Below are 21,791 nucleotides of genomic sequence, written 5' to 3'. Positions count from 1 at the left end.
CACAAACTAAATCCCACGACGACTGATACGGCGGAGTATGATCGGCGTCGTCGGCGGCGGGATCGCCGGCCTCTCGGCGGCCTACAGGCTCAGGCAGCGCGGCCACGAGGTCCGCGTCTTCGAGGCGAGCGAGGATCTGGGCGGCCTCGCGGCAGTGTACGAGACTGCCGGTGATCCCATCGAGAAGTTCTACCACCACCTCTCGAAATCCGAGGAGACGATCGTCGAACTGGCGGCGGAACTGGGACTCGAAGAGGACGTAGAGTGGCACGTCGGCAAGAACGGCTACTACGTCGACGGCGTCGTCCACCCGATGGACACCCCCTGGGAGATCCTGGCCTATCCCCACTTCACGCTGTACGATACGTTCCGCCTCGGGCTGTTGACGCTCGATATCGACGTCCGCGGTGGGGTCCCGAAGTTCGACACCTACGAGCGCTTGGAGGACTTCGAGGACGTTCCCATCGAGGAGTTCGTCGTCGAACACACCACTCAGGGCGTCTACGACAACTTCTTCGAACCGTTGCTCGACGCGAAGTTCGGCTCTCGCAAGGCCGACGTCAGCGCCGCCTGGCTGCTTGGCCGGATCAAGTTCCGCGGCGAGCGCGACATCCTCCGCGGGGAGATCCTGGGCTACCTCGACGGGGGGTTCGGCCGGCTCTTGGACGCGCTCGTCGACGCGGTCGGCACCGAAAACATCGAAACGGGCACGCGCGTGACAGATATCGACACCGGCGACGGGACCGTCTCGTCGCTGACGGTCGCCGACGACGACGGCGAGACCGTCCACGACGTGGATAGCGTCGTCGTCGCGGCGATGCCGAACGTCCTAGAGGAGTTGACCGGCTACAGCTGTGACATCGACTTCCAGGGGACGGTCTGTTCGGTCATCAGCATGGACGAGCCGCTGCTCGACACCTACTGGCTGAACGTCGCCGACGAGGCACCCTTCGGCGCGCTCATCGAGCACACGAACTTCGTCTCGGCCGAGCGCTACGGCGGCGAACACCTGCTGTACGTCGCCCGCTACGTCCAGTCCCCGGAAGAAGACATCTGGCAACAGGACGACGAGGCGGTCCGGGAGACGTGGCTGGCAGGTATCGAGGACCTGTTCCCGGCGTTCGACCGCGAGGCGGTCAACTGGGTTCGGACCGCTCGGAACCCCCGGACAGCGCCGGTGTACGAGCGGGGCTACCTCGACATGGTGATCCCGTACGACCTGAGCGAGGCGGTGGCCGACGGACTCTACTACGCGGGGATGGCCTCCCGCGCGCAGTACCCCGAGCGGTCGCTGAACGGCGGTATCGTCGCCGGCTACGAGTGTGCAAACCGGATCGAGGAGCGCGCTGTCGAAGCCACCCGGTAGCCAGCGTCGCGTCGGCAGAGAACGGCGTGAAACTCATGATTGCAGCGTCCGTAGTTCCGGTATGCGCCGCCGGGAGTTTCTCGCAGCGCTGAGCTGTGGGACCGGGCTCCTCGCTGGCTGTACCGACAGCGGCGGGCGCGAGCGGGTCACACCCGCGCCAGTCCCGACGGTCAGGACGACGGAGCCACCGCGGCGCGACCGGACCGTCAGCCCCTGCCCGGCGCTGCCACGGGACGCCGAGCAGTTCGTCTGTTCCAGCGTCGAGACCAGTGGCCGGCCGATACAGCTCACCGCGAGCAGGGACGTGTTCCCCGTCGATACCCTCAGCGAGGTCGGCAAGCGGATCAGGTTCGTCCTCAGTAACAGTTCGCTCGTCCCGTTCTCGACGGGGCCGGACTGGTGGACGCTGGCCCGAAAGGACCCGGACGGCTGGACCGTCGTCGACGACGGGCACCACCGGGAACACAACGACGTCGGCCCGAGCGACAGTTTCGTCTGGACGCTCGGACTGAACGGCTCGGTCGAGTCGGGACCGGCCCACCGAGACGTGGTCGTCGACACCAGAAACGGCCGCCACGCCTTCGTCGTCACCGGCTACCATCGGGACGGCGACCTGCTCGCGGTGACCGCGCTGTTCGAACTACGACAGCGGTGGACGGACACCCGCAAAGAGTAGCCGGGTCAGTCGCCGGCAGCGCTCTCGGGGTCCTCGTCGACGCCCGGCGCTTCCGTCGGCGACACGTCCTCGGGTTCGTCCTGCCCGCCGACGATCACCTCGCCGTCCTCGGTCTCGACGTAGACGTCGTCGGCGAACCCGCCCTCGGCGTGGGGGTGTTCCGGGTCGTCGAGTTTCTCCGGCGTCGAGGGTGCCTCGGTGATCCCGTCGGCGGGTTCGAACGCGCCCAGCGGGTCGGAGATGGTGATCCCGTGGCGGTCGAAGAACTCGTCGTATCGCTCGTAGTGCATTTCGAGTTCGTCGCTGGGGAACTCCATCATCTCGGTCCAGCCGTGGTTGTAGAAGTCGAAGTTGGCCTGGACGTGTGTGATCTCCCGGGCCTCCGCTTCGGGGTAGCCCGCCTCCAGGGCGGCCACGTAGGTGTCCATCGTCGCGTCGAAGAAGTCGTCGAGATGGGCACGGCGCTCGTCGGCGTACTCGGGGTCGGCCTTGTCCGCGAAGACGTTCGTGTGCAGGCCGACGAGCCGGTCGTTGACTTTCTCGCCGACTACCGGGAGTGTCAGTGCCTGCTTGGCCGCGAAGTGCTTGACGTTCTGACGGAGCTTCATCGTGGCTCTCTCGGGGCGCGAGCGTCTTGAATGGCGTGCCTACTGACCGTTTGGACAGCCCCAGCGACGGGTCAGACCTGACACGGAGATAGCAATCCACATTAAGGCCGATAGCGAACACCCTGCTATGAGCACGTCGCACGTGATTATCGGTGACGGCATCGCGGGCGCATCCGCGGCCGAAACGATCCGGGAAGCGGACCCGGACGCCAACGTGACGGTCATCACCGACGAGGGGGAAGCCCTGTACAACCGAATCCTCATCAAAGAGTTCGCCAAGGGGAAGCTGCCCGAGGCACCCATCTCCATCCACAAGCCCGAGTGGTACGAGGAGCGGGACATCGACCTCGAACTGAACACACACGTTACGGGTGTCGACGCCGACGCCCACGAGATCCACACCCACCAGGGTGACGTCTACGAGTACGACAAACTGCTGGTCGCGACCGGCGGGACGCCCTCCCAACTCCCCGTCGAGAACTCCGACGCCGACGGGATCGACCACTTCTGGACGTTCCAGGACGCGCGCAGCATCAAGCAACACGCCGAGGAGTGCGAGAAGGGGATCATCGTCGGGGCCGGTCTGCTGGGCATCGACCTGGCAGCGGTCTGTGGCGCACAGGAGATCGACGCCAAATACCTGATGCGTGGCAACCGCTGGTGGCGCTACGCGCTCTCGGAGGACGGCGCAGAGATCATCCACGACGCGATGCGGGAGAACGGCGTCGAACCGGTCTTCGAATCCGGCGTCGACCACTTCGAGGTCGACGACGACGGGCGCGTCGAGGCCGCAGTCGATCCCGACGGCAACCGCTACGAAGGCACCTGGGCCGGCGTCGCCATCGGGCTGGACTTCAACACCGAGTTCCTGGGCGACCTCGATCTCGAAGAGGACGACGGCATCGTCGTCGACGAGTACATGCAGACCAGCGTCGAGGACATCTACGCGGCCGGTGACCTCACCCAGTACTACGACACGATCCTCAACGACCGCGCACAGAACGGCTCGTGGGGTTCGGCCAAAGAGCAGGGGTCCGTCGCCGGCACCAACATGGTCGCCGACGCCGAAGAGGAGGCGTTCCGCTGGGTCTCCTCGTACTCGATCACCCACTTCGACTTCCCGTTCCTCTCTTTCGGCCATCCGACCCGTGGCGACGACGAGGCCGAGCGCAAGTACAGCGAAAACGAGTGGCGCCGCGTCGCCTTCGAGGACGGCCAACTCGTCGGTGGCGTGCTCATCGGCGACCTCTCCCAGCAGTCGGCGTTCAAACAGATCATGCGCGAAGAGCTCCAGGTCGCGGACAAGAAGGAACTCTTACTGGAGAAAGAGGTCGACGTCGAGGAAGTCAAAGCGCAGGCACCCCAGGCCGAGTGACGGCCGGGCAGCGGGAGAACGACGCCCTTTTTTCGACCGGTAGCACAGATCTAGGCATGGACGGCGGCAACGGCGATATGACCCTCGCGTTCGATCTCGACGCACTGAAGCAACTCGCCTACCCTGACAGCGTGTTCAACGACGCGCGCCAGTGGTCGGAGTACGTGGGCGTCGTCTCGGATCAACCCACCTACGTCGTGACGAACTTCACCCGGAAACACCGCGTCCGCCAGGACTTCTTCTCCGGCCCACGGAGCCGGGAAGAGAGCTTAACGAACGTCAAAGAACAGTTCGACACCGACCGACACGTCTACGTCGGGACCGACGACGAGGACGCCGCGCTGGCCGAGCGGGCCGGCTGGGAGTTCCTCTCCGTCGGGGACGCGGCGACGGCCGCCGAGTGGGAGTTGGGCGATCCCTCGACGCCGGCCGCGACAGCCAACGAGGACGACGAACGCGACGACTGGCCCTGACAGTTCGGACCCGGTGGTGGACGGGATCGCGGCGTTTCGTTCGTATCAAAGACGTTTTGTAATTTCGTGTTCCCGGGGCGAATATGGGAATCGGAGTCGTCGACTCGCTCAAAGGTGGGGCACAGAAGCTGGCGTCGCCGAACGGCCTCGGAGTGCTCGGGGCGTTCGTGGCGCTGGCGGTGGCAAACGTCGTCATCACACAGACGATCTTCCTTCGAAGCGTCGAGCGGGCGCTGTCACGCACCGGCGTCGAGTGGTCCGAGGTGGTCACGGAGGCGCCCGCGTCCGCTCCGGTGCCGATGGGTGCCGGGATAGGCGGGCCGGAACAGTTCTTCCCGGAAGCGATCGGGGTCTCGTTGCCGATTGCCGTGGCGCTATGGGTACTCACCGCGCTGCTGGCCGAAGTCGTCAGAGTGCTGGGCATCCGGGTGTTCGCGAGCGACGAGAGCGGTGTCCCCTCGGGGCTGTTCGACAGCATCGGGTTCACGACGCTGAACTCGCTGATCGCGAGTCTCGTCGCGACGGTCGTCGTCATGCTCGGTGCGGTACTGCTGCTCATCCCCGGGATCGTGCTGGCGATCCTACTGGAGTTCGTTCGCCAGGAGGTCGCGCTCAACGACGCCAACCCGTTCGAGGCGCTGAGCAACAGCTACGGGCACGTGAAATCGAATTTCCTGGCGGTGTTCGCCCTGGGAGTGATCCTGTTCACCGTGCTACTACTGGTCGGCGTCGGAGCCGGGACGGTCGCCTCCGGGCCGTCGCTCCCGGGCCTGCCGTCGTTCGTCTCGACAGTCCTCACGACCGGGGTAACGGTGTACACGCTGGCGGTGATGACCGACGCATACCAGCAGGCCGTCGACGGCGAGACGGGCGGAGCCACGTCGACGGGCAGTGACGCCCCCAGCGACACCGAAGGAAGTCCGCTGTAGCCCGGGACCACAACCGCCGTCCCACAGTCCGGGACGGATAGTTTTATTACGTTCTCAGTTCGGGAATCGAACATGTCCCTGCGAGTCGGTCAAGCCCTCCGCGACGGTATCGACGATCTGACGAGCGAACGCGGTGTGTTGTTCGTCGCCGTGTTCGTGCTCTATGGGTTGCTCAACGGCGTCGTGAGCCAGTCGCTCTCGCTGGCGATCAACCGGTCGATCGCCTCTGCGCTCGACCTCCCACCCTCGGCGATGCAACAACAGGGAGCCTTCGGCGGCGCTTCGAGCGCCCTGGGACTGGAGGTTCCGCTCGCTGTCGCAGCCGTCTTGACGGTGCTACTGTGGGCGATCGGCGTCGCGCTTCGCATCGTCGCGATCCGGTCGTTTGCCTACGAGGGGCCGAGTCCGCTCCCGTCGGCGGCGACGGAGAACCTCGTGTCGACCGTCCTCACGGCGCTGGCGGCGTCGGTCCTGATGACCGTGTTGCTGGGGATCGGGTTCGTGTTGCTGATCCTGCCCGGCCTGGCGCTCGCGGTGCTGTTTTTCTTCGTCATGCAGGAGGTCGCGCTCAACGACAGCGGCGTCATCGAGTCGCTCAAGAACAGCGTCGATCTCGTCGGAGACAACCTCGGTGGTGTCGTCGTCCTCATCATCGTCACCGTCGTAATAGGGGTCGTGATCACCATCCCGCTGGGAGCGGTATCGCTGGGGCTCCCGGCGACGGTCTCCTCGGCCGTGACGACGCTGCTCGGGCAGATCGCGTCGGTGTTCGGGATCGCCGTGGTCACCAGCGCCTACCAGCAGGCGATGGCTGACGCGGAACCGGACGAGGAGCTCTGACCGGGAGATACCGCGGCGTTTAACCCCGAGACGGTCCAATCGGGGGTAATGGTAGAACCGCGCGTGCCCGGCAGCCGCGACTCCGCGCTCGAACTCCCCTGTGGCGAACACGTCGACACCCACGACCTCCACCTGGGGATGCGGGAGTTCGACTGTAACTGTGGCGGGACGCACGCAGTCGTGCTGGACCCCCACCCCCTGGCCCGGTTCGTCCCGGAGTTTCTCGTCGAGGTCCTGCAGGCGACGGTGGAACCGAGCGACGACCACGACGAGTTCACGACCGTCCACCTCCTCGGCGTCGTCATGGAGGAGTTCCCCGACTCCGTCGCCGTCGCCGACACGAGCGAGGACGGTGCCGTGGGCTACTCGATGGCCTGGGTGACGGAGTTCGACTCCCGGCGGCTCCACGAGGTCGTCGTCGAGTTGCTCGTCGAACTGATGGAACACGCCGTCAGCCACGCCGAGGACGACGCGGTCATGGACGAGTTCGAAGCACAGATGCTGGAGTTCGACGTGGCGACGTTCGTCGACGAGTACCGCGCCGAGCGGGACTTCGAGGACCGCCACGACAGCGCCGTCTGACCCGTACTGTTTCCTCCGTCGAGCCGTAACGTCGGTATGGCCTGGCGCGTCGCCGTGGTTTTGATCGTGGTGGTGACCGCCGGATGTACCACACTGAGCGGCCAGCCCGCCCAGCCACCGACGGTGACGCCCGCACCGGTCCCCGAGCAGACACCCGGCGAGAACGGCCGCCCGCTGGCCCCGGGACTGGCCACCGAACGACTGGTCGACGCGGAGGTACTCGCGGCCGCACACGTCGACCAGGTCCGGAACCGGTCGTACACACTGTCGATCGACTGGGCGTCGGCCGGCCAACGGCAACGGAGCCTGCTGCGCGTCGAGAGCGAACGCCGCTACCACTATCAAAGCCGGACCGGAACCGGCTACAGCGACCAGTCGTTCGTCGGCGGCGAGACGCGGTTCAGCCGCCACGAGCGACCGCTTGGCGTCGAGTACACGACCGGTGACGCCGAGCCCGCCCGCGAGCGAATCAGCGGGATCACCGAGCGTCTCGTCCGGAACTTCCTCGGGGTGGGCAACAGCACCGTCACCGTCCACGAGGGCGAGGCGGGCCGGTACTACCTGGTCCGGACCAGCCACCCGAACCCGCCGTCACTGAACGACGTCCGGGACTTCCGGGGCCGTGCACGCGTCCAGCCCAGTGGACTCGTCCGTTCGATGGAGTTTCGCTTCCGGAACGCCGGCCAGAACACGACCGTTCGGTACGGCTTCGAGTACACCAAGCTCGACGAGACAACAGTGGACCGGCCGGACTGGGTGACCCAACGGTGGCCCAACGTGACGACTGACGACAGACGGGGACTGTCCGACAACGGGTGACAAACACGGACCGGTGCCGTCGTGTGGTTTCGTGAAATCGGCCGTCTGACTGCTGTCTGACGGCGTTATATGGGGAACGAGGCCGAAGGGATGGTATGCGCATACGTCACGGTGAGTTCGAGCGCATCCGGTCGGTGCTCGAAGAAGCCGACGCCGAGGAGCCCCTGACCGCGCGCGAGATCCTCGACGTGCTCGCCGCACACGACGAGGACTTCGAGAGTGCCCACCGTGTCGCGACAGTACTGGGCCGGCGCGCCCAGACCGGCGAAGTCGAGGTCATCCAGGGCCAACCGTACCGGTACCAGTTCAGCGACCACGAGACCTGAGACACCGGGCACGGATGTGAACGCCCCCCGTGTGAGGGGGGCACATTACGATATTCGAAATTCGGCTTCGAGCTTCGTACCCTTTCGCCGGGCTTATTACGATGTGTAGACTCCGGTCGGGTAATGACAGCCGAGGAAGACCGCACGATACTTCTCATCGGGAGTGGCCCGATCAAGATCGGACAGGCCGCCGAGTTCGACTACTCCGGCGCACAGGCGTGTCGCGCCCTCCAGGAGGAAGGTGCGCGGGTCGTCCTGGTGAACTCGAACCCGGCGACCATCATGACCGATCCGGAGATGGCCGACAAGGTGTACCTCGAACCGATCAACACCGAGGCCATCAGCGAGATCATCCGGAAGGAGAATCCCGACGGAGTCATCGCCGGCCTGGGTGGCCAGACCGGTCTCAACGTCACGGCCGAACTCGCCGAGGAGGGCATCCTCGACGAGTACGACGTGGACGTGATGGGGACGCCGCTCGACACCATCTACGCCACCGAGGACCGCGACCTGTTCAAACAGCGCATGGAGTCGATCGGCGAACCGGTGCCGGCCTCGACGACCATCGCCCTGGACGACGACGAGTCCGTGACCGACTTCGACGAAGAAGCGCTCCGCCAGCGCGTCGAGGACGCCGTCGACGAGGTCGGCGGGCTCCCGGTCATCGCCCGCACGACCTACACGCTCGGTGGCTCCGGTTCCGGAGTCGTCCACGAGTTCGAGGAACTCGTCGAGCGGGTCCGCAAGGGTCTGCGTCTCTCCCGGAACGGCGAGGTGCTCATCACCGAGTCCATCGAGGGCTGGGTCGAACTCGAATACGAGGTGATGCGGGACGCCGACGACTCCTGTATCATCATCTGCAACATGGAGAACATCGATCCGATGGGGATCCACACCGGCGAGTCGACGGTCGTCACGCCCTCGCAGGTCATCCCCGACGAGGGCCACCAGGAGATGCGCGACTCCGCGCTGAAGGTCATCCGCGAACTGGGCATCCAGGGCGGCTGTAACATCCAGCACGCCTGGCGCGACGACGGCACCCCCGGCGGCGAGTACCGGGTCGTCGAGGTCAACCCCCGCGTCTCCCGGTCCTCCGCGCTGGCCTCGAAGGCGACCGGCTACCCCATCGCCCGCGTCACCGCGAAGGTCGCGCTCGGCAAGCGCCTCCACGAGATCGAAAACGAGATCACCGGCGAGACCACCGCCGCCTTCGAACCCGCCATCGACTACGTCGTGACGAAGGTGCCACGCTGGCCGATCGACAAGTTCACCGACGTGGACTTCGAGCTGTCGACGGCGATGAAATCGACCGGGGAGGCGATGTCTATCGGCCGGACCTTCCCCGAGTCGCTGCTGAAGGCGTTGCGCTCCTCGGAGTACACGCCCGCGGTCGACTTCGGCGAGCTCGCCGACGAGGAACTGGAGACGGAGTACCTCGTCCGGGCGAGCCCGGACCGTCCCTACGCGATGTTCGAGGCCTTTTCGCGGGGCTACACAGTCGAGGAGGTCGTCGACCTGACCGACATCCACGAGTGGTACGTCGAGCGGTTCGAGCAGGTCGCCGACGCCGCCGAGGCCGCGATGGCCGGCGACTACGAGACCGCCGCACAGGCCGGCTTCACCGATCAGGAGATCACCGCGCTGGCCGGCGGGGAGTTCGAGGACACACACTCCTCCTGGCTCCCGGCCGCACTCGGGGACGACGGCGGCGACGGGACCGAAGTGGAAGCCGCCACCGACGGTGGCGAGGCGGCGACGCCGCCTCGGGAAGACGGTGGAACCGTCGATGGCGTCACTGTCGACTCGGTCGAGACCGACACCACCGACCGCGACTACAAACTCGTCGACACCTGTGCCGGCGAGTTCGAGGCGACGACGCCCTATTACTACTCGACGCGCGATCCCGTCTCGGGCATCGACCGCAACGAACTCCAGATCGACCCCGATATCGAGAGCGTCGTCGTGGTCGGCGGTGGGCCGATCCGCATCGGTCAGGGTGTCGAGTTCGACTACTGTTCGGTCCACGCGGTCCGCGCACTGGAGGAACTGGGCATCGACGCCCACGTCGTCAACAACAACCCCGAGACCGTCTCGACGGACTACGACACCTCCGACGGGCTGTTCTTCGAGCCGATCACCGCCGAGGAGGTCGCCGACGTGGTCGAAGCGACCAACGCCGACGGCGTGATGGTCCAGTTCGGCGGTCAGACCTCCGTCGATATCGGTCACCCGCTCGAACAGGAACTGGACCGCCGCGGGCTGGACTGTGAGATCATGGGGACCTCCGTCGAGGCGATGGACCTCGCGGAGGACCGCGACCGGTTCAACCAACTGATGGACGACCTGGGCATCTCCCAGGCCGAGGGGGGCACCGCCACGAGCGAGACCGAAGCCCTCGAACTAGCCGAGGAGATCGGCTACCCCGTGCTGGTCCGTCCGAGCTACGTGCTCGGTGGCCGTGCGATGGACGTGGTCTACAACGACGACGACCTGAAGACCTACATCGAGGAGGCCGTCCGGGTCTCCCCGGACAAACCGATCCTCGTCGACGACTTCCTGGCCGACGCCGTCGAACTGGACGTCGACGCCGTCGCCGACGAGGACGACGTGATCATCGGCGGCGTGATGGAACACGTCGAGACCGCCGGCGTCCACTCGGGGGACTCGGCGTGTATGATCCCACCGCGCTCCCAGGAGATCAAAGACGTGATGCCCCGTATCCGCGAGGTGACCGAGGACATCGCGGACGCGCTGGACACGGTCGGCCTGCTGAACGTCCAACTGGCCGTCCGTGACGGCGAGGTGTACGTCCTCGAAGCGAACCCCCGTTCCTCCCGGACGGTGCCGTTCATCTCGAAGACGACCGGCGTCCCGATCGCGAAACTGGCCGCGAAGGTGATGGCCGGCGGCTCGCTGGCCGACCTGGACGTCCAGGAACAGATCCCCGAGCAGGTCTCGGTCAAGGAGGTCGTCCTGCCGTTCGACCGCCTGCCGGGTTCGGACCCGCGGCTCGGCCCGGAGATGAAGTCGACGGGCGAGGTCATGGGCACCGCCGGTTCCTTCGGCAAGGCCTACCAGAAGGCCCAGATGTGTGTCGACAAGCCGATCCCCCTGGAGGGGACGGCTATCGTCGACCTGCCGGTGCTGGGCTACGAGGAACACTTCGACGTCAAGAGCCTCGACGACTTCGAAGACACCGAGGCGGTCGTCGAGGCGATCCAGAACGGCGAGATCGATCTGGTCGCCTCCCGCGACCGCGACGTGCTGGAGGCGTGTGTCGAGGAGACGGTGACGTACTTCTCGACCCGCGAGAGCGCCGAGGCCGCACTGGAAGCGGTCAACTCCAACGACCAACCCCTGGCCGTCCAGGCCGTCGACGAACGCCCCAAGACCCAACGCGAGTGGGGCCGCTGACGGCCGCCGGGACCGCTACTGGGTCGCCCGCCGTTCGCTCGGGTGGGACGACCCGGTCGGCGCAGGGACACAACTGCTAAGACAGTACCGCCGAAACCATCCCGGACGTTGGTCGCTGATATCCTGCTGGGTGCCGTGGTCGCCGGCGGCAGCGTCGCCGCCGGGGTCGGTGCGCTCGGGCTGGCCGGCTATCTGATCCGTCACCGCGGCAGTCCGGGAGTGAACTGGTTCATCACCTCGTTTCTGGCGACCGCACTCTGGTGTCTCACCTACGGGTTCGGTCTGCTCGTCGACATCTATCCGCTTCGTGCCTATCTGGAGGCTGTCGGGCTGGTAGCCGCCGCCTGGACCGGCCCGCTGTTTCTGATGTTCACGCTGGAGTACACCGGTCGGTCGGCGACAGCCCGGAGCTGGCAGTCGGGAGTGATCTTGGCACCGCCGGCGGCGATCTCGGGGCTGATCGTGACCTTCCCGTACCACTCGCTCCTGTGGACCGGGCTCGGGCCGGCACCGGTGTTCGGGCTTTCGGTCCCCGGATACACGGTCGGCCCGCTGCTGTATCTGATGGCCACCTTCGTGTTCGGGTGTACGGGGATCGGCGCGCTCTTGCTGGTCGAAACAGTCGTCAGCTACGGCCCCCTCTATCGAACGGAGGCGACAGCGGTCGCGCTCAGTACGCTCCCCCCAGCGGCGGGTGTACTGCCCTGGCTGTTCAACGTCGGCCCGGTTCCACAGCTCAACCTCGGGCCGTTGTTGTTCCTCCTCCACATCGCGCTGGACGGCTACGCGTTCGTCGGCAGCAACATGTTCGAGACGAACCCGACGACTGAGCGGGCGGCCCAGCGATCGGCCATCGACGACCTCGGTAGCCCGACCTTCGTCCTCGACACAGCCGACCGCGTGGTCACGGTCAACGACGCGGCCGTCGACGTGTTCGGCCTGGAACGGGAGTCGGTCCTCGGCGAGCCGCTGACCACTGCTGCCGATGTCGACCTGGAAGGTGGGGCCGACCATCAGACCGTCTCCGTCACCACCGACGGCCGTGACCGGCAGTTCTCAGTGGTCACCTCACCGTTGACCGATCCGGCAGACAGAAACGTGGGTCGGACTGTCGTCTTTCAGGAGATCACGCGGGAACGTGAACGCGAACAGCGGCTGGACGTACTCAACCGAGTCATCCGGCACAATCTCCGGAACGAGATGACGGTCGTCATGGGCCACGCGGACTTGATCGAAGGGCGTAGCGACGACGAGGCGGTCGAAGCCTCCGCGGAGACGATCAAAGCGAGCGGAAACCGGCTGCTGGCGACCGGCGAGAAGGCACGGGAGTTCGAGCAACTCCGCGGTACCGAGACGGGTACGGAATCCGTCGACGTGACCGAGCTCGTCCAGGCGCGGACGACGGAACTCAGGGCCGAGTTTCCGGACGCGACCGTCGAGGCCGTGCTTCCCTCCTCACCGACGACTGTCGAGACCGACCCTCGCGTGCTGTCGCTCGTGATATCGAGCCTGTTAGAGAACGCGTTAGCACACAACGAGACGGACGATCCCAGGGTAGTCCTGACGGTCGAACTGCTACCCCCTGGCGGGATCGAGATCACAATCAGCGACAACGGGCCGGGGATCGAAGCCGAAGAACTCGCGCCGATCCAGAAAGGCAGGGAAACGTCGCTGGAGCATACGACCGGGATCGGCCTCTGGATCGTCAGCTGGGGGGTCTCGATGCTCGGCGGAGAGATCGAGTTCGACACCGACGGCGAGGGAACCGTTGTCACCCTCCGACTGGAGTGACTGGTAGCGTTGCCCGTAGACGCTGGACAAGTGTGATAGTACACTCCACCAAAAGTTAGTTACATTACATAGTAGGAATGTCGACAAAGTTTCTCTCGCTCACCGCAGAACTGTGAGATTGTCGGTGGTCGTCTCGTCTTCTCGGGGATCGAATGCAGTATCCGCAGTCGGTTTGTACCCCTCGGTTTGACGACTCAGTAATACCGCCGCGTCCACTACTTTTTTATCCAATACATCTGACTTGTTTACAGGAACCAAGATCGCATATGTCACTGAGTAATACACACAGACCGGCGAATCGGCGCGAACGGTATCGGTTGATGGCTGCTGCTGCTACGCGTCCCTTTGCGGTCGGTGCCGTTGTCGTTCCCCTGGGGCTTCCTGTGTTGGGGTATCTCTCAAATAATATCCAGGTGATGTTTACCGTCCACCTCTTCCTGGGGGCGTTCTGGTTCGGGACATCGGTACTCGGTGCGGTCGTCCTCGGTCCCGTCATGGGAAGTCTCTCCGCGGAAGCCAACCTCGAGTTCGCCGAAGGGTTCGTCCCGAAGATGAACCTCCTCATGGAACCGGTCTCCGTTGGCGTGGTCGGGTCAGGAATCGGCCTCGCCAGCATGATGGGGCTCTGGGCATCTCCGACGCCGTCACTGTGGGCAGCGCTCGGCCTCGCTATCGCGCTGCTCGTTCTCGGGTTCGGCCCGCTTCACAGCTTCACGACCGGCATGTTCGACGAGATCGCCGCTGAAGAGACTGATCACGAGCGACTGGCCGCTCTGAACAAGAAGTACGGCATGCTGAGTCTGGTCGAACTCGTCCTCATGATCGCCATCGTCGCCACGATGTCCGGCATCCGCTGGGGATTTTAGCCCCTCAACCGTCTCAGGGGCGCTCGGCCCTAACTATCCCGTAAGAACCGGATCGTATCCGTCGCGTACATCGACGCGGAGTTGATACCGGTCGGAGACAGCCGAGATATCGTGGTAGTGCCGTCACTGCCCCCTTCAGTGCTACTTCGGGCGCAAGGTCGCCGAGAGTATCGACTGCGGATACGCGGTGGCGTTACTTCTCGGCCATCGCCAGCACGTCGTCGAAGAAGCCCAGTGAATCGTGTGGCCCGGGGTTGGCCTCGGGGTGGTACTGCCGCGTGATGATGTTCAGTTCGTCGTTCTCCAGCCCCTCCGGAGTGTCGTCGTTGACGTTGACCTGGGTCACGTCGAGGCTGTCGCCGGGATCGGCGACCGTGTAGCCGTGGTTCTGGGTCGTCATCACGACCTGGTTCGAGCGCAGGTCGCGCACTGGCTGGTTGACCCCACGGTGCCCGAACTCCATCTTCTCCGTCTCGCCGCCCAGCGCGTTGGCGACGACCTGCTGGCCCAGACAGATGCCCGCCAGCGGTACGTCTCCCACGTAGGTATCGACCAGGTCGCCGGCCTGCTCGAAGTTCTCCGGGTCGCCGGGGCCGTTCGAGATAAAGAGCAGATCGGGGTCGACATCGGCCACGTCGCTCTCGCTCGCATCGTAGGGGAAGACGTGGACGACGGCGTCACGTTCGACCAGGGATTCGATGATCGATCCCTTCGCACCACAGTCGACCAGTGCGACCGTACTCCCGTCGCCGTCGGCGTTGTACGTCTCGACTTCGTCGACGGAGACCTGCTCGCCGATGTCGGTGTGCTCGGACATGTGCTTGCACTGTGCGAGCTGTTCCAGCGCGTCCTCGGCGGTCGCGTCGGGGCCGGCCGCGATCCCACACTTCATCGCCCCCTCGTCACGGATCTCGGTGACGATGTCGCGGGTGTCGAGGTGGTCGACGGCGGGAACGCCCTCACGTTCGAGCCACTCGGCGACGTCGTCGGTCATCTCGCGGGCGACGGCCGCACGCGGGTGGATCCGGTCGGACTCGAACCGTTCCTCGCGGACGCCGTAGTTGCCGATCAGCGGGTACGAGAAGGTAAGCACCTGCTCCTCGTAGGACGGGTCGGTCAGGCTCTCCTCGTAGCCGGTGTAAGCGGTCGTAAACACCAGTTCGCCGCGTGCTGTGCCGGGTGCGCGGGCGCGCGCCTCGACGACGCGTTCGCCTTCAAGGGCCACGTATGCGTCTGCCATTACGAGATGCGTATACTATAGTGGCTGATAAGGGTTGCTTTCGAAGTCGAGTTACGAATTTCGTAATCCTCAAGAGGGGGGCCGAGGTAGCCTCTATCCTCGATGGACGAACTCGACCGGGAGATACTCTCGATCCTCCGGAAGGACGCCCGCACCCCGTACACGGAGATCGCCGACACCGTGGGGACCTCCGAGGGGACGGTTCGCAACCGCGTCGAGCAACTCGTCGACGAGGGGGTCATCGAACGGTTCACCGTCGCGACGCGGACAGGCAACGTCAAGTCGATGATCGAGGTGAGCGTCGACGTCGACGTGGACACGGAGGCCGTCTCCGACCGGATCGCCGAGTGGCCCCAGGTCGATTTCGTCTGGCAAGTCTCCGGCGAGGAGGACATCGTCGTCGTCGTCGACGCCGCGGACACGAACGCCGTCAACGATCTCATCACGAGAGCCCGGGAGTTGGACGAAGTCGCAAGCACGAAGACGAGGCTGATCTTAGACGAGCGCGTCGGGTGAGCGGATCCAGCGGCCTCAGTCCTCGGTGAGCCCGTCGAGCAGCGTGATCGCGCCGGTCTTGTCCAACGGATCGTTCGCGTTGCCACAGTGGGGCGACTGCACACAGGCCGGACAGCCGTCGGCACAGTCACAGCCACGGAGCATCGTGAGCGTCGTCCGGGCGAGGTCGTCGATGTCCTCGTAGCCGGCACGAGTGAGTCCGACACCACCGGGGTAGCCGTCGTAGACGAAGATCGTCGGCGCTCCCGTGTGGGGGTGTCGCGGCGTCGACAGGCCGCCGATGTCCCCCCGGTCACAGAGGTACTCGAAGGGGAACATCGAGATCATCGCGTGCTCGGCGGCGTGGATCGAACCGGGGAAGTCGCCGGTCGGGGCCGTCCCAGTCGCCGACTTCCCCCCGTGGCCGCCGGTCACCCGACGGATCTCACTGTCGAGATCCTCGGGGACGGTGTAGTACAGCGCCGTCGTCTCCAGGGTCGTCTCGGGGAGGTCCAGAGAGCGTTGGCCCAGCACCTCCCCGGAGGAACCGTCGCGGCGCTCGTACCCGGTGATCTGTTTGCGCATCGTCACCGACGCAAAGCGGACGGGCACGTCCGGGCGCGCCGCGAACGCCCGTTCTTCGTGGTCAGTCTCGACGGTGATCGTCTTGTCGTGGAGCACGCGCGTGAAGTAGTCCGCCCAGGTCCGGTCCAGTTCGGCGACGCCGGCACCCAGGTCCAGGTCGGTCACCTCGTAGCGTCGGCCCTGGTGGTGGTAGACCGCCCCGGGGTGGGCGTCTCGAAGCGCGTCCTCGAACGGCAGCGTCGCCAGTACGTCGCCGTCGGCGACCAGTTTCACCTCGCGGTCGTCGGCGGTCCGGAGGCTCATCCCGTGGTGGGGCGAGCCGTTCGCGAGCCAGCGGACGCCGTCGTCGGTCGTCCGTCGGTCCAGGACCCCCTCGGCTTCCAGCGCCGCGACCACGTCCGGGAACGTCTCCCCGAAGTGGCGGTCGTCGTCGGTCGAGAGCCAGTTCTCGCGGGCGGCCGCGTGAACGTGATCCGGGAGGAGATGATCGTTCTCGGGGTTGGTGACCGCCTGTTCGGGCGGTTTCTCGAACAGTTCACTGGGGGTACGCATGACGAACTGGTCGAGTTGGTCCTCGCCGCCGAGGAGGACGACGAGCGCGGGATCGGTCCCACGGCCGGCCCGGCCGGCCTGCTGGAACGCACGCATCCGCGTGCCCGGGTAGCCGTCCAGCAGGACGGCGTCGAGGCCGCCCACGTCGACGCCCAGTTCCAGGGCGCTCGTCGACCACACACCCCGGAGGTCGCCCGATTGCAGCCGAGATTCGAGGTCCCGGCGGCGCTCGTCGGTCAGGGCGGCCTGGTAAGCGCCGACGCTGTTCGCGAGGTCGTACTCGCCGCGGTCACGCAGGTCCGCGGCGCTCTCGTCGGCGTAGCGTTCGGCGGTCTGTCGTGAGCCCGCGAAGACGACGGTCTGGTAGCCCCGTTCCACGAGGTCGACGAACAGTCGCTTGGTCTCGACGTGGCTGGACCGGCGGCGGCCGCTCCCCCACCCACCGTCGGCGGAGTCCGACGAGGCTCCGCCCGCACTGCTCGCGGAGCCCCCGCCGCCGTCGTACTCCGGCGGGTTCCACAGCAGCCAGTGACGCGGGCCGCTGGCGCTGGTGTCCTCGTCGACCAGCGAGAACGACGCGGCCGGCCGGCCGGTCACCGCCGCCGCGTGTTCGACGGGGTTGCCGATCGTCGCCGAGCAACACACCCACTCGGGGTCGCTGTCGAACCGCTCGGCGAGCCGCTGGAGCCGTCGGAAGACCAGCGCGACGTGGCTGCCGAACACCCCGCGGTAGCCGTGGATCTCGTCGACGACGACGGTCTCTAACCGCTGGAAGAACCAGTCCCAGAGCCGGTGGGCGTGGGGGAGGATGCCGTAGTGGAGCATGTCCGGCGTCGTCAGCAACACCGTCGGCTGGCGCTCGCGGATCGCCTCCTTCTCCGCGCTGGACTGACGGCCGGTGTACTGATCGACGGAGACACCGGAGGCGAACCCCAGTCCCCGGGCTAGCTCGGAGAGCGTCTCCGTCTGGTCGTTGATCAGCGCGACTTGTGGGGCGATATACAGCGTCGTCGCCCGGCGGTCCAGCGCACGCTCGAAGGCCGGCACCGTGTAGGCCAGGCTCTTGCCGCTGGCCGTCTCCGTCGCCAGGACGACGTCGTCCCCGTCGCGTGTCGCCTCGATAGCGGTGGCCTGGTGGGCGTACAGCGAATCGATCCCCTCCTCGGCCAGCACGCTCGCCACCCGGGAATCGAGGGGACAGTCGGCGACGGTCGCCTCCCGGCCCGGGACGGTCCGCTGGTCGACGATCTGGCCCTCGTAGTACGGTCGGTCGCGGAGCCAGGCGATAGTCTCGTCCACACTTTCCGTCAGGGACCGACGGTGTTGAGTCCCGCGGTCGTCCGGCACAGTGAACTCAGTCGTTCCGCACCGGTGACTGCTGGTGCCGGTCGGGCCGCCCGAGCACGTCACCGAGACGGTCGAGCACCGCGTCGGTGCCCGCATCGGCACTTACGACCGTCCCGGCAGCGTCGACGACCGGCCGGTTCCCGGCGGCTACGTCGCCCGCCGTCACCACCGCGTCCGCCCGGCGCGCGAGCGCGACGGCCCGGTCCCGCGCCCCCTCGTCGATACCGGCGAAAGTCGGGACGGTCACCGTCTCGCAGTCCAGCGCCCCGGCCCGGACGGTTGCGACATCGTCGGCGGGTGCGACGCCGAGGGTGACCGTCACTCCCGCATCGGCCAGGCGAGTCACCGTCTTCGCCGCGACTCCTCCCGTTCCGACGACGTGGACCCGGCCGTCCACGTCCGGTCGAGCCGGCAACGGCGTCACCAGCGGCGCGTCGACGACCGGGTGGTCCGTGACCAGAGCGGTGGCGTCGAAAGCCTCACCGAGAGTGTCGGCGGCTAGCACCTCTTCGGGAGTGCCGGCGGCACGGACCCGCCCGCCAGCGACCAGGACGAGTTCGTCGCAGTACCGCGCCGCGAGGTTCAGATCGTGGATCGCGGCGACGGCCGTCTTCCCCTCGGTGACGAGGCCGTCGACCAGTTCCAGCGTCCGGACGGCGTGGTTGATGTCCAGGCTCGCGGTCGGTTCGTCGAGCAACAACACGGGCGTCGACTGGGCGAGCGCCCGCGCCAGCAGGACCCGCTGGCGTTCGCCCCCGGAGAGCGACGTCACCCGCCGGTCGGCGAACTCGGCGACCGCTGCTCGCTCGATCGCCCGGTCGACGGCCGCGCGGTCGTCCGGCCCGGCCCGCTCGAACCGTCCGAGATGGGGCGTCCGTCCCATCTCGACGACCTGCTCGACGGTGAAATCGAACGACAGCGCCGTCGACTGGGGGAGCCGAGCGATCAGCCGCCCGGTCTCGCTGGCGGTACAGTCGTGGATGTCCCGGCCGGCGACAGTCACGGTCCCCTCGTCGGGGGCGAGCGTGCCGCCGACGGTTCGCAACAGCGTCGTCTTGCCGGCCCCGTTGGGGCCGACCAGTCCGACGAGCGATCCCTCCTCGACTGCGAGATCGACGGCCGAGAGGATCTCCTGGTCGGCGATCGACACCGAGAGGTCCGTGGCGTCGACGATCGGGTCGGTCACAGCTCGTGGACCTCCCGTTTGCGCAACAGATACAGGAAGAAGGGGGCACCGAGCGCGGCGGTGACGATCCCGACGGGGATCTCGGCGCTGCCCGAGCGGGCGAGCGTATCCGTCGCGACGAGGAACGAGGCCCCGGCGAGCGCCGCAGTCGGCAACAGGACGCGGTGGTCCGGCCCGACGACGAGCCGCATCGCGTGGGGGACGATCAGCCCGACGAACCCGATGACGCCCGAGACGGCCACGCCGGCCGCCGTGACGACCGCCGATCCGGCAAGCAGGACCCGCTTGCTGCGCTCGACCTCGACACCGAGAGACTGGGCGTCCTCGCTGCCCAGGAGGAGGACGTTCAGGTCTCGCGTGTACGCGAGGAGGGCGACGAAGGGAACCGCGACCAGACCCGCACTGAGTGTGACATCCGCCCAGGCGGTGTTTGCGAGGTGGCCCATCAGCCAGAAGACGGCCCGCCGCATACTCTCGCCGCTCTGGAGGAGCAGGAAGGAGACGACCGCACCCAGAAACGTCTGGATCGCGACACCGGCCAGCAGAAGCGTCGCGACGGGGGTCTCCCCGTTTCGCGTCGCGATGAGATAGACCCCGAAGGCCGCGAGCAAGGCACCGACGAAGGCCGCGGCCCGCAACCCCAGCCCCCAGGGGAGCGCGAACGGCAGGACGATGAACGCGACTGCGCCGACGGCCGCCCCCGAGGAGACGCCGATGATGGAGGGATCGGCCATCGGGTTCCGGAACACGCCCTGCATCACCGTCCCGGCGGCCGCAAGCGAGAAGCCGACGATCGCACCGAGGACGATCCGCGGGAGCCGGACCTGCAACACGATCTGCCGCTGGAGTTCGCCGACCGGGTACTGAAACAGCGCGGTCGTCGTGAGTTCGGGACCACCAGCTGAGAGCGTGACACCGGTGGGAACGACGACGGCGTTCAGCAACACCTTCCCCACGTCGGCCGGGGGAATCCACACGGGACCGATACCCGCACTCACCGTGACGACAGCGAGAAGTACCCCCACGAGCGCACCGGACCAGGTGAGTGCACGTCCGGTGGTATGCATGGTTGAAAGCCAACTTGGAGTAGGTAAATATTTATTGTTCCTGTGGCCCCTCCTTAGACGATGGAACGCTACAGGAGGCTGTGTGTCGGGTTGCTTCTCGTGGTATCTGCCGTCGGAATCGTTCCGACCACGGCCGCCGGAACGACGAGTACCCACTGTGAGTTCCCGGTTACGATGACCGACGCGACCGGGACCGAGATAACTATCGAGGAGCGCCCCGAACGTGTGACGACCACGAACCCTTCGGCCGCACAGACGATGTGGGAGATCGGCGGCCGCGACCAGGTCGTCGGGCTCACCCAGTACGCCTCGTATCTCGACGGGGCCGACCAGCGGACGAACGTCTCGGCGAGTTTCGGCGTCGACGTGGAGAAAGTCGTCGGCACCAACCCCGATCTGGTCATCGCACCCAACGCGAGCGCCGGGGACGTCCAGGCGCTCCGTGATGCGGGACTGACAGTCTACCATCTCCAGGCCGCGACCGACATCGACGACATCCGTCAGAAGACGACCACCATCGGCCGACTGACCGGCAACTGCCGGGGGGCTGAGGAGGCCAACACCTGGATGGACGCGAACGTCGGGGCCATCCAGGGACTCACCGCCGACATCGAGGACCGACCCCGGATCCTCTATCCGCTCGGAAGCGGGTTCGTCGCCGCCAACAATACGTTCATCGACGCGCTGTTCGACATCGCCGGTGCCGACAACGTCGCTGCCCGCGACCACACCGGCTATCCCCAGTTGAGCAACGAGGTACTGCTACAGTTAGACCCCGAGGTGATCGTCGTCACCCGCGACCCCTCGATTATCACGCAGGAACCCTACGCCTCGACGACTGCCGGCCGGAACAACGCGACTGTCGCTCTTCTGACCCGGAACCTCAACCAGCCAGCGCCCCGAAGCGTCGTCAACACTGCCCACAACCTGACCGAACAGCTCTATCCCGAGCGGTACAGCAGCGACACGTACGTCCCTCGCTCGGCCGTTCAGTCGACACCGACGGCGACCGAGAGCCAGCCGATCACGGCCACACCGACCCCACAGGTGACGACAGCGACCGACACTGACGTATCGACCACGAGCGGGAGCGGTCCGGGGTTCACTGCCGTCACCGCGCTCGTCGCGGTGCTCGCGAGCGCGCTGCTCGCGCGGCGTCGATAGCGCCCCCACAGGCCCGTCACCGGTGCGTGTCGTCAGCGAACGCCAATTACATAACTAACACGTATTTCGATCGTTCGGTCCGATGTTCTC

General features: G+C 66.3%; 19 protein-coding genes. 14 read left to right on the top strand and 5 right to left on the bottom strand.

What is annotated here, in order from left to right; translation table 11 throughout:
* Positions 1-37 precede the first annotated feature (37 nt).
* A complete protein-coding gene (locus tag P0204_RS14625; RefSeq protein ID WP_276180525.1) occupies positions 38-1,366 on the top strand; it encodes an NAD(P)/FAD-dependent oxidoreductase in 1,329 nt (442 codons plus the stop codon).
* A 61-nt stretch (positions 1,367-1,427) separates the two neighbouring features.
* On the top strand, positions 1,428-2,042 hold the full coding sequence (locus tag P0204_RS14620) for a hypothetical protein (protein WP_276180523.1): 615 nt from the start codon (positions 1,428-1,430) through the stop codon (positions 2,040-2,042).
* Positions 2,043-2,047: 5 nt separating this feature from the next.
* Here the strand turns inward: P0204_RS14620 and P0204_RS14615 are convergent, their stop codons facing one another.
* Complete coding sequence (locus P0204_RS14615; RefSeq protein ID WP_276180521.1) at positions 2,048-2,650, bottom strand: DUF6149 family protein; 603 nt, start codon at positions 2,648-2,650, stop codon at positions 2,048-2,050.
* A 127-nt stretch (positions 2,651-2,777) separates the two neighbouring features.
* On the opposite strand from P0204_RS14615, the gene P0204_RS14610 reads away from it, so the two are divergent.
* The 10 genes from P0204_RS14610 (at position 2,778) to P0204_RS14565 (ending at position 14,065) form a co-directional block, all read left to right on the top strand.
* The gene (locus tag P0204_RS14610) at positions 2,778-4,025 is read left to right on the top strand and encodes an NAD(P)/FAD-dependent oxidoreductase (RefSeq protein ID WP_276180519.1); all 1,248 of its coding nucleotides are present in this window, start codon (positions 2,778-2,780) and stop codon (positions 4,023-4,025) included.
* A 56-nt stretch (positions 4,026-4,081) separates the two neighbouring features.
* Complete coding sequence (locus P0204_RS14605) at positions 4,082-4,498, top strand: DUF7124 domain-containing protein (protein WP_276180517.1); 417 nt, start codon at positions 4,082-4,084, stop codon at positions 4,496-4,498.
* A gap of 83 nt (positions 4,499-4,581) precedes the next feature.
* Positions 4,582-5,427 (top strand): DUF7847 domain-containing protein, encoded by an 846-nt coding sequence (locus P0204_RS14600; RefSeq protein WP_276180515.1) that lies wholly within the window; start codon positions 4,582-4,584, stop codon positions 5,425-5,427.
* A gap of 72 nt (positions 5,428-5,499) precedes the next feature.
* A complete protein-coding gene (locus P0204_RS14595; RefSeq protein ID WP_276180513.1) occupies positions 5,500-6,267 on the top strand; it encodes a DUF7847 domain-containing protein in 768 nt (255 codons plus the stop codon).
* A 48-nt stretch (positions 6,268-6,315) separates the two neighbouring features.
* The gene (locus P0204_RS14590) at positions 6,316-6,849 is read left to right on the top strand and encodes a DUF5815 family protein (protein WP_276180511.1); all 534 of its coding nucleotides are present in this window, start codon (positions 6,316-6,318) and stop codon (positions 6,847-6,849) included.
* A 36-nt stretch (positions 6,850-6,885) separates the two neighbouring features.
* Positions 6,886-7,668 (top strand): hypothetical protein, encoded by a 783-nt coding sequence (locus P0204_RS14585; protein WP_276180508.1) that lies wholly within the window; start codon positions 6,886-6,888, stop codon positions 7,666-7,668.
* Positions 7,669-7,763: 95 nt separating this feature from the next.
* Positions 7,764-7,994, top strand: coding sequence for a hypothetical protein (locus P0204_RS14580; RefSeq protein WP_276180506.1), 231 nt, complete (start codon positions 7,764-7,766; stop codon positions 7,992-7,994).
* A 123-nt stretch (positions 7,995-8,117) separates the two neighbouring features.
* Positions 8,118-11,408, top strand: a complete 3,291-nt coding sequence (carB, locus tag P0204_RS14575; protein ID WP_276180504.1) for a carbamoyl-phosphate synthase large subunit — start codon at positions 8,118-8,120, stop codon at positions 11,406-11,408.
* Positions 11,409-11,516: 108 nt separating this feature from the next.
* On the top strand, positions 11,517-13,199 hold the full coding sequence (locus tag P0204_RS14570) for a histidine kinase N-terminal 7TM domain-containing protein (protein ID WP_276180502.1): 1,683 nt from the start codon (positions 11,517-11,519) through the stop codon (positions 13,197-13,199).
* Between the two features lie 320 nt (positions 13,200-13,519).
* Positions 13,520-14,065 carry a hypothetical protein gene (locus P0204_RS14565; RefSeq protein WP_276180500.1) on the top strand — a complete coding sequence of 182 codons (546 nt, stop codon included), beginning with the start codon at positions 13,520-13,522 and terminating at the stop codon, positions 14,063-14,065.
* Between the two features lie 193 nt (positions 14,066-14,258).
* On the opposite strand, the gene carA is transcribed toward P0204_RS14565, so the two are convergent.
* Entirely contained in the window at positions 14,259-15,305 is a 1,047-nt protein-coding gene (carA, locus tag P0204_RS14560) for a glutamine-hydrolyzing carbamoyl-phosphate synthase small subunit (protein WP_276180498.1), read from the bottom strand.
* A gap of 102 nt (positions 15,306-15,407) precedes the next feature.
* On the opposite strand from carA, the gene P0204_RS14555 reads away from it, so the two are divergent.
* Positions 15,408-15,821: an Lrp/AsnC family transcriptional regulator gene (locus tag P0204_RS14555; protein WP_276180496.1), complete on the top strand. Its 414-nt coding sequence runs from the start codon at positions 15,408-15,410 to the stop codon at positions 15,819-15,821.
* 15 nt (positions 15,822-15,836) lie between these two features.
* On the opposite strand, the gene P0204_RS14550 is transcribed toward P0204_RS14555, so the two are convergent.
* Genes P0204_RS14550 through btuC form a run of 3 tightly spaced genes read right to left on the bottom strand, consistent with a single transcriptional unit; the run spans position 15,837 to position 20,537 of the window.
* Entirely contained in the window at positions 15,837-18,236 is a 2,400-nt protein-coding gene (locus tag P0204_RS14550) for a DEAD/DEAH box helicase (RefSeq protein ID WP_276180494.1), read from the bottom strand.
* A gap of 55 nt (positions 18,237-18,291) precedes the next feature.
* Positions 18,292-19,470 (bottom strand): heme ABC transporter ATP-binding protein, encoded by a 1,179-nt coding sequence (locus tag P0204_RS14545; RefSeq protein WP_379801849.1) that lies wholly within the window; start codon positions 19,468-19,470, stop codon positions 18,292-18,294.
* Positions 19,467-20,537 carry a vitamin B12 ABC transporter permease BtuC gene (btuC, locus tag P0204_RS14540; protein ID WP_276180492.1) on the bottom strand — a complete coding sequence of 357 codons (1,071 nt, stop codon included), beginning with the start codon at positions 20,535-20,537 and terminating at the stop codon, positions 19,467-19,469. Before btuC ends, P0204_RS14545 begins: the two co-directional genes overlap by 4 nt.
* A gap of 60 nt (positions 20,538-20,597) precedes the next feature.
* Here btuC and P0204_RS14535 point away from each other — a divergent pair, with 60 nt between their 5' ends.
* Positions 20,598-21,701 carry a PGF-CTERM-anchored ABC transporter substrate-binding protein gene (locus P0204_RS14535; protein WP_276180490.1) on the top strand — a complete coding sequence of 368 codons (1,104 nt, stop codon included), beginning with the start codon at positions 20,598-20,600 and terminating at the stop codon, positions 21,699-21,701.
* Positions 21,702-21,791: the final 90 nt, after the last annotated feature.

The sequence above is a fragment of the Haloarcula halophila genome (genome assembly GCF_029278565.1).
Classification (GTDB): domain Archaea; phylum Halobacteriota; class Halobacteria; order Halobacteriales; family Haloarculaceae; genus Haloarcula; species Haloarcula halophila.
Note: the sequence above shows the minus strand (reverse complement) of the source record. Positions and strands in the feature narration are given on the sequence as shown.

What these genes read in the sequence shown, in the direction of transcription:
- carA (WP_276180498.1), bottom strand. Translation starts at nt 15,305, where the DNA reads ATGGCAGACGCATACGTGGCCCTTGAAGGCGAACGCGTCGTCGAGGCG.
- P0204_RS14580 (WP_276180506.1), top strand. Translation starts at nt 7,764, where the DNA reads ATGCGCATACGTCACGGTGAGTTCGAGCGCATCCGGTCGGTGCTCGAA.
- P0204_RS14610 (WP_276180519.1), top strand. Translation starts at nt 2,778, where the DNA reads ATGAGCACGTCGCACGTGATTATCGGTGACGGCATCGCGGGCGCATCC.
- P0204_RS14535 (WP_276180490.1), top strand. Translation starts at nt 20,598, where the DNA reads ATGGAACGCTACAGGAGGCTGTGTGTCGGGTTGCTTCTCGTGGTATCT.
- P0204_RS14625 (WP_276180525.1), top strand. Translation starts at nt 38, where the DNA reads ATGATCGGCGTCGTCGGCGGCGGGATCGCCGGCCTCTCGGCGGCCTAC.
- P0204_RS14595 (WP_276180513.1), top strand. Translation starts at nt 5,500, where the DNA reads ATGTCCCTGCGAGTCGGTCAAGCCCTCCGCGACGGTATCGACGATCTG.
- P0204_RS14585 (WP_276180508.1), top strand. Translation starts at nt 6,886, where the DNA reads ATGGCCTGGCGCGTCGCCGTGGTTTTGATCGTGGTGGTGACCGCCGGA.
- P0204_RS14565 (WP_276180500.1), top strand. Translation starts at nt 13,520, where the DNA reads ATGGCTGCTGCTGCTACGCGTCCCTTTGCGGTCGGTGCCGTTGTCGTT.
- P0204_RS14590 (WP_276180511.1), top strand. Translation starts at nt 6,316, where the DNA reads ATGGTAGAACCGCGCGTGCCCGGCAGCCGCGACTCCGCGCTCGAACTC.
- P0204_RS14600 (WP_276180515.1), top strand. Translation starts at nt 4,582, where the DNA reads ATGGGAATCGGAGTCGTCGACTCGCTCAAAGGTGGGGCACAGAAGCTG.
- carB (WP_276180504.1), top strand. Translation starts at nt 8,118, where the DNA reads ATGACAGCCGAGGAAGACCGCACGATACTTCTCATCGGGAGTGGCCCG.
- P0204_RS14555 (WP_276180496.1), top strand. Translation starts at nt 15,408, where the DNA reads ATGGACGAACTCGACCGGGAGATACTCTCGATCCTCCGGAAGGACGCC.
- P0204_RS14620 (WP_276180523.1), top strand. Translation starts at nt 1,428, where the DNA reads ATGCGCCGCCGGGAGTTTCTCGCAGCGCTGAGCTGTGGGACCGGGCTC.
- btuC (WP_276180492.1), bottom strand. Translation starts at nt 20,537, where the DNA reads ATGCATACCACCGGACGTGCACTCACCTGGTCCGGTGCGCTCGTGGGG.
- P0204_RS14605 (WP_276180517.1), top strand. Translation starts at nt 4,082, where the DNA reads ATGGACGGCGGCAACGGCGATATGACCCTCGCGTTCGATCTCGACGCA.
- P0204_RS14615 (WP_276180521.1), bottom strand. Translation starts at nt 2,650, where the DNA reads ATGAAGCTCCGTCAGAACGTCAAGCACTTCGCGGCCAAGCAGGCACTG.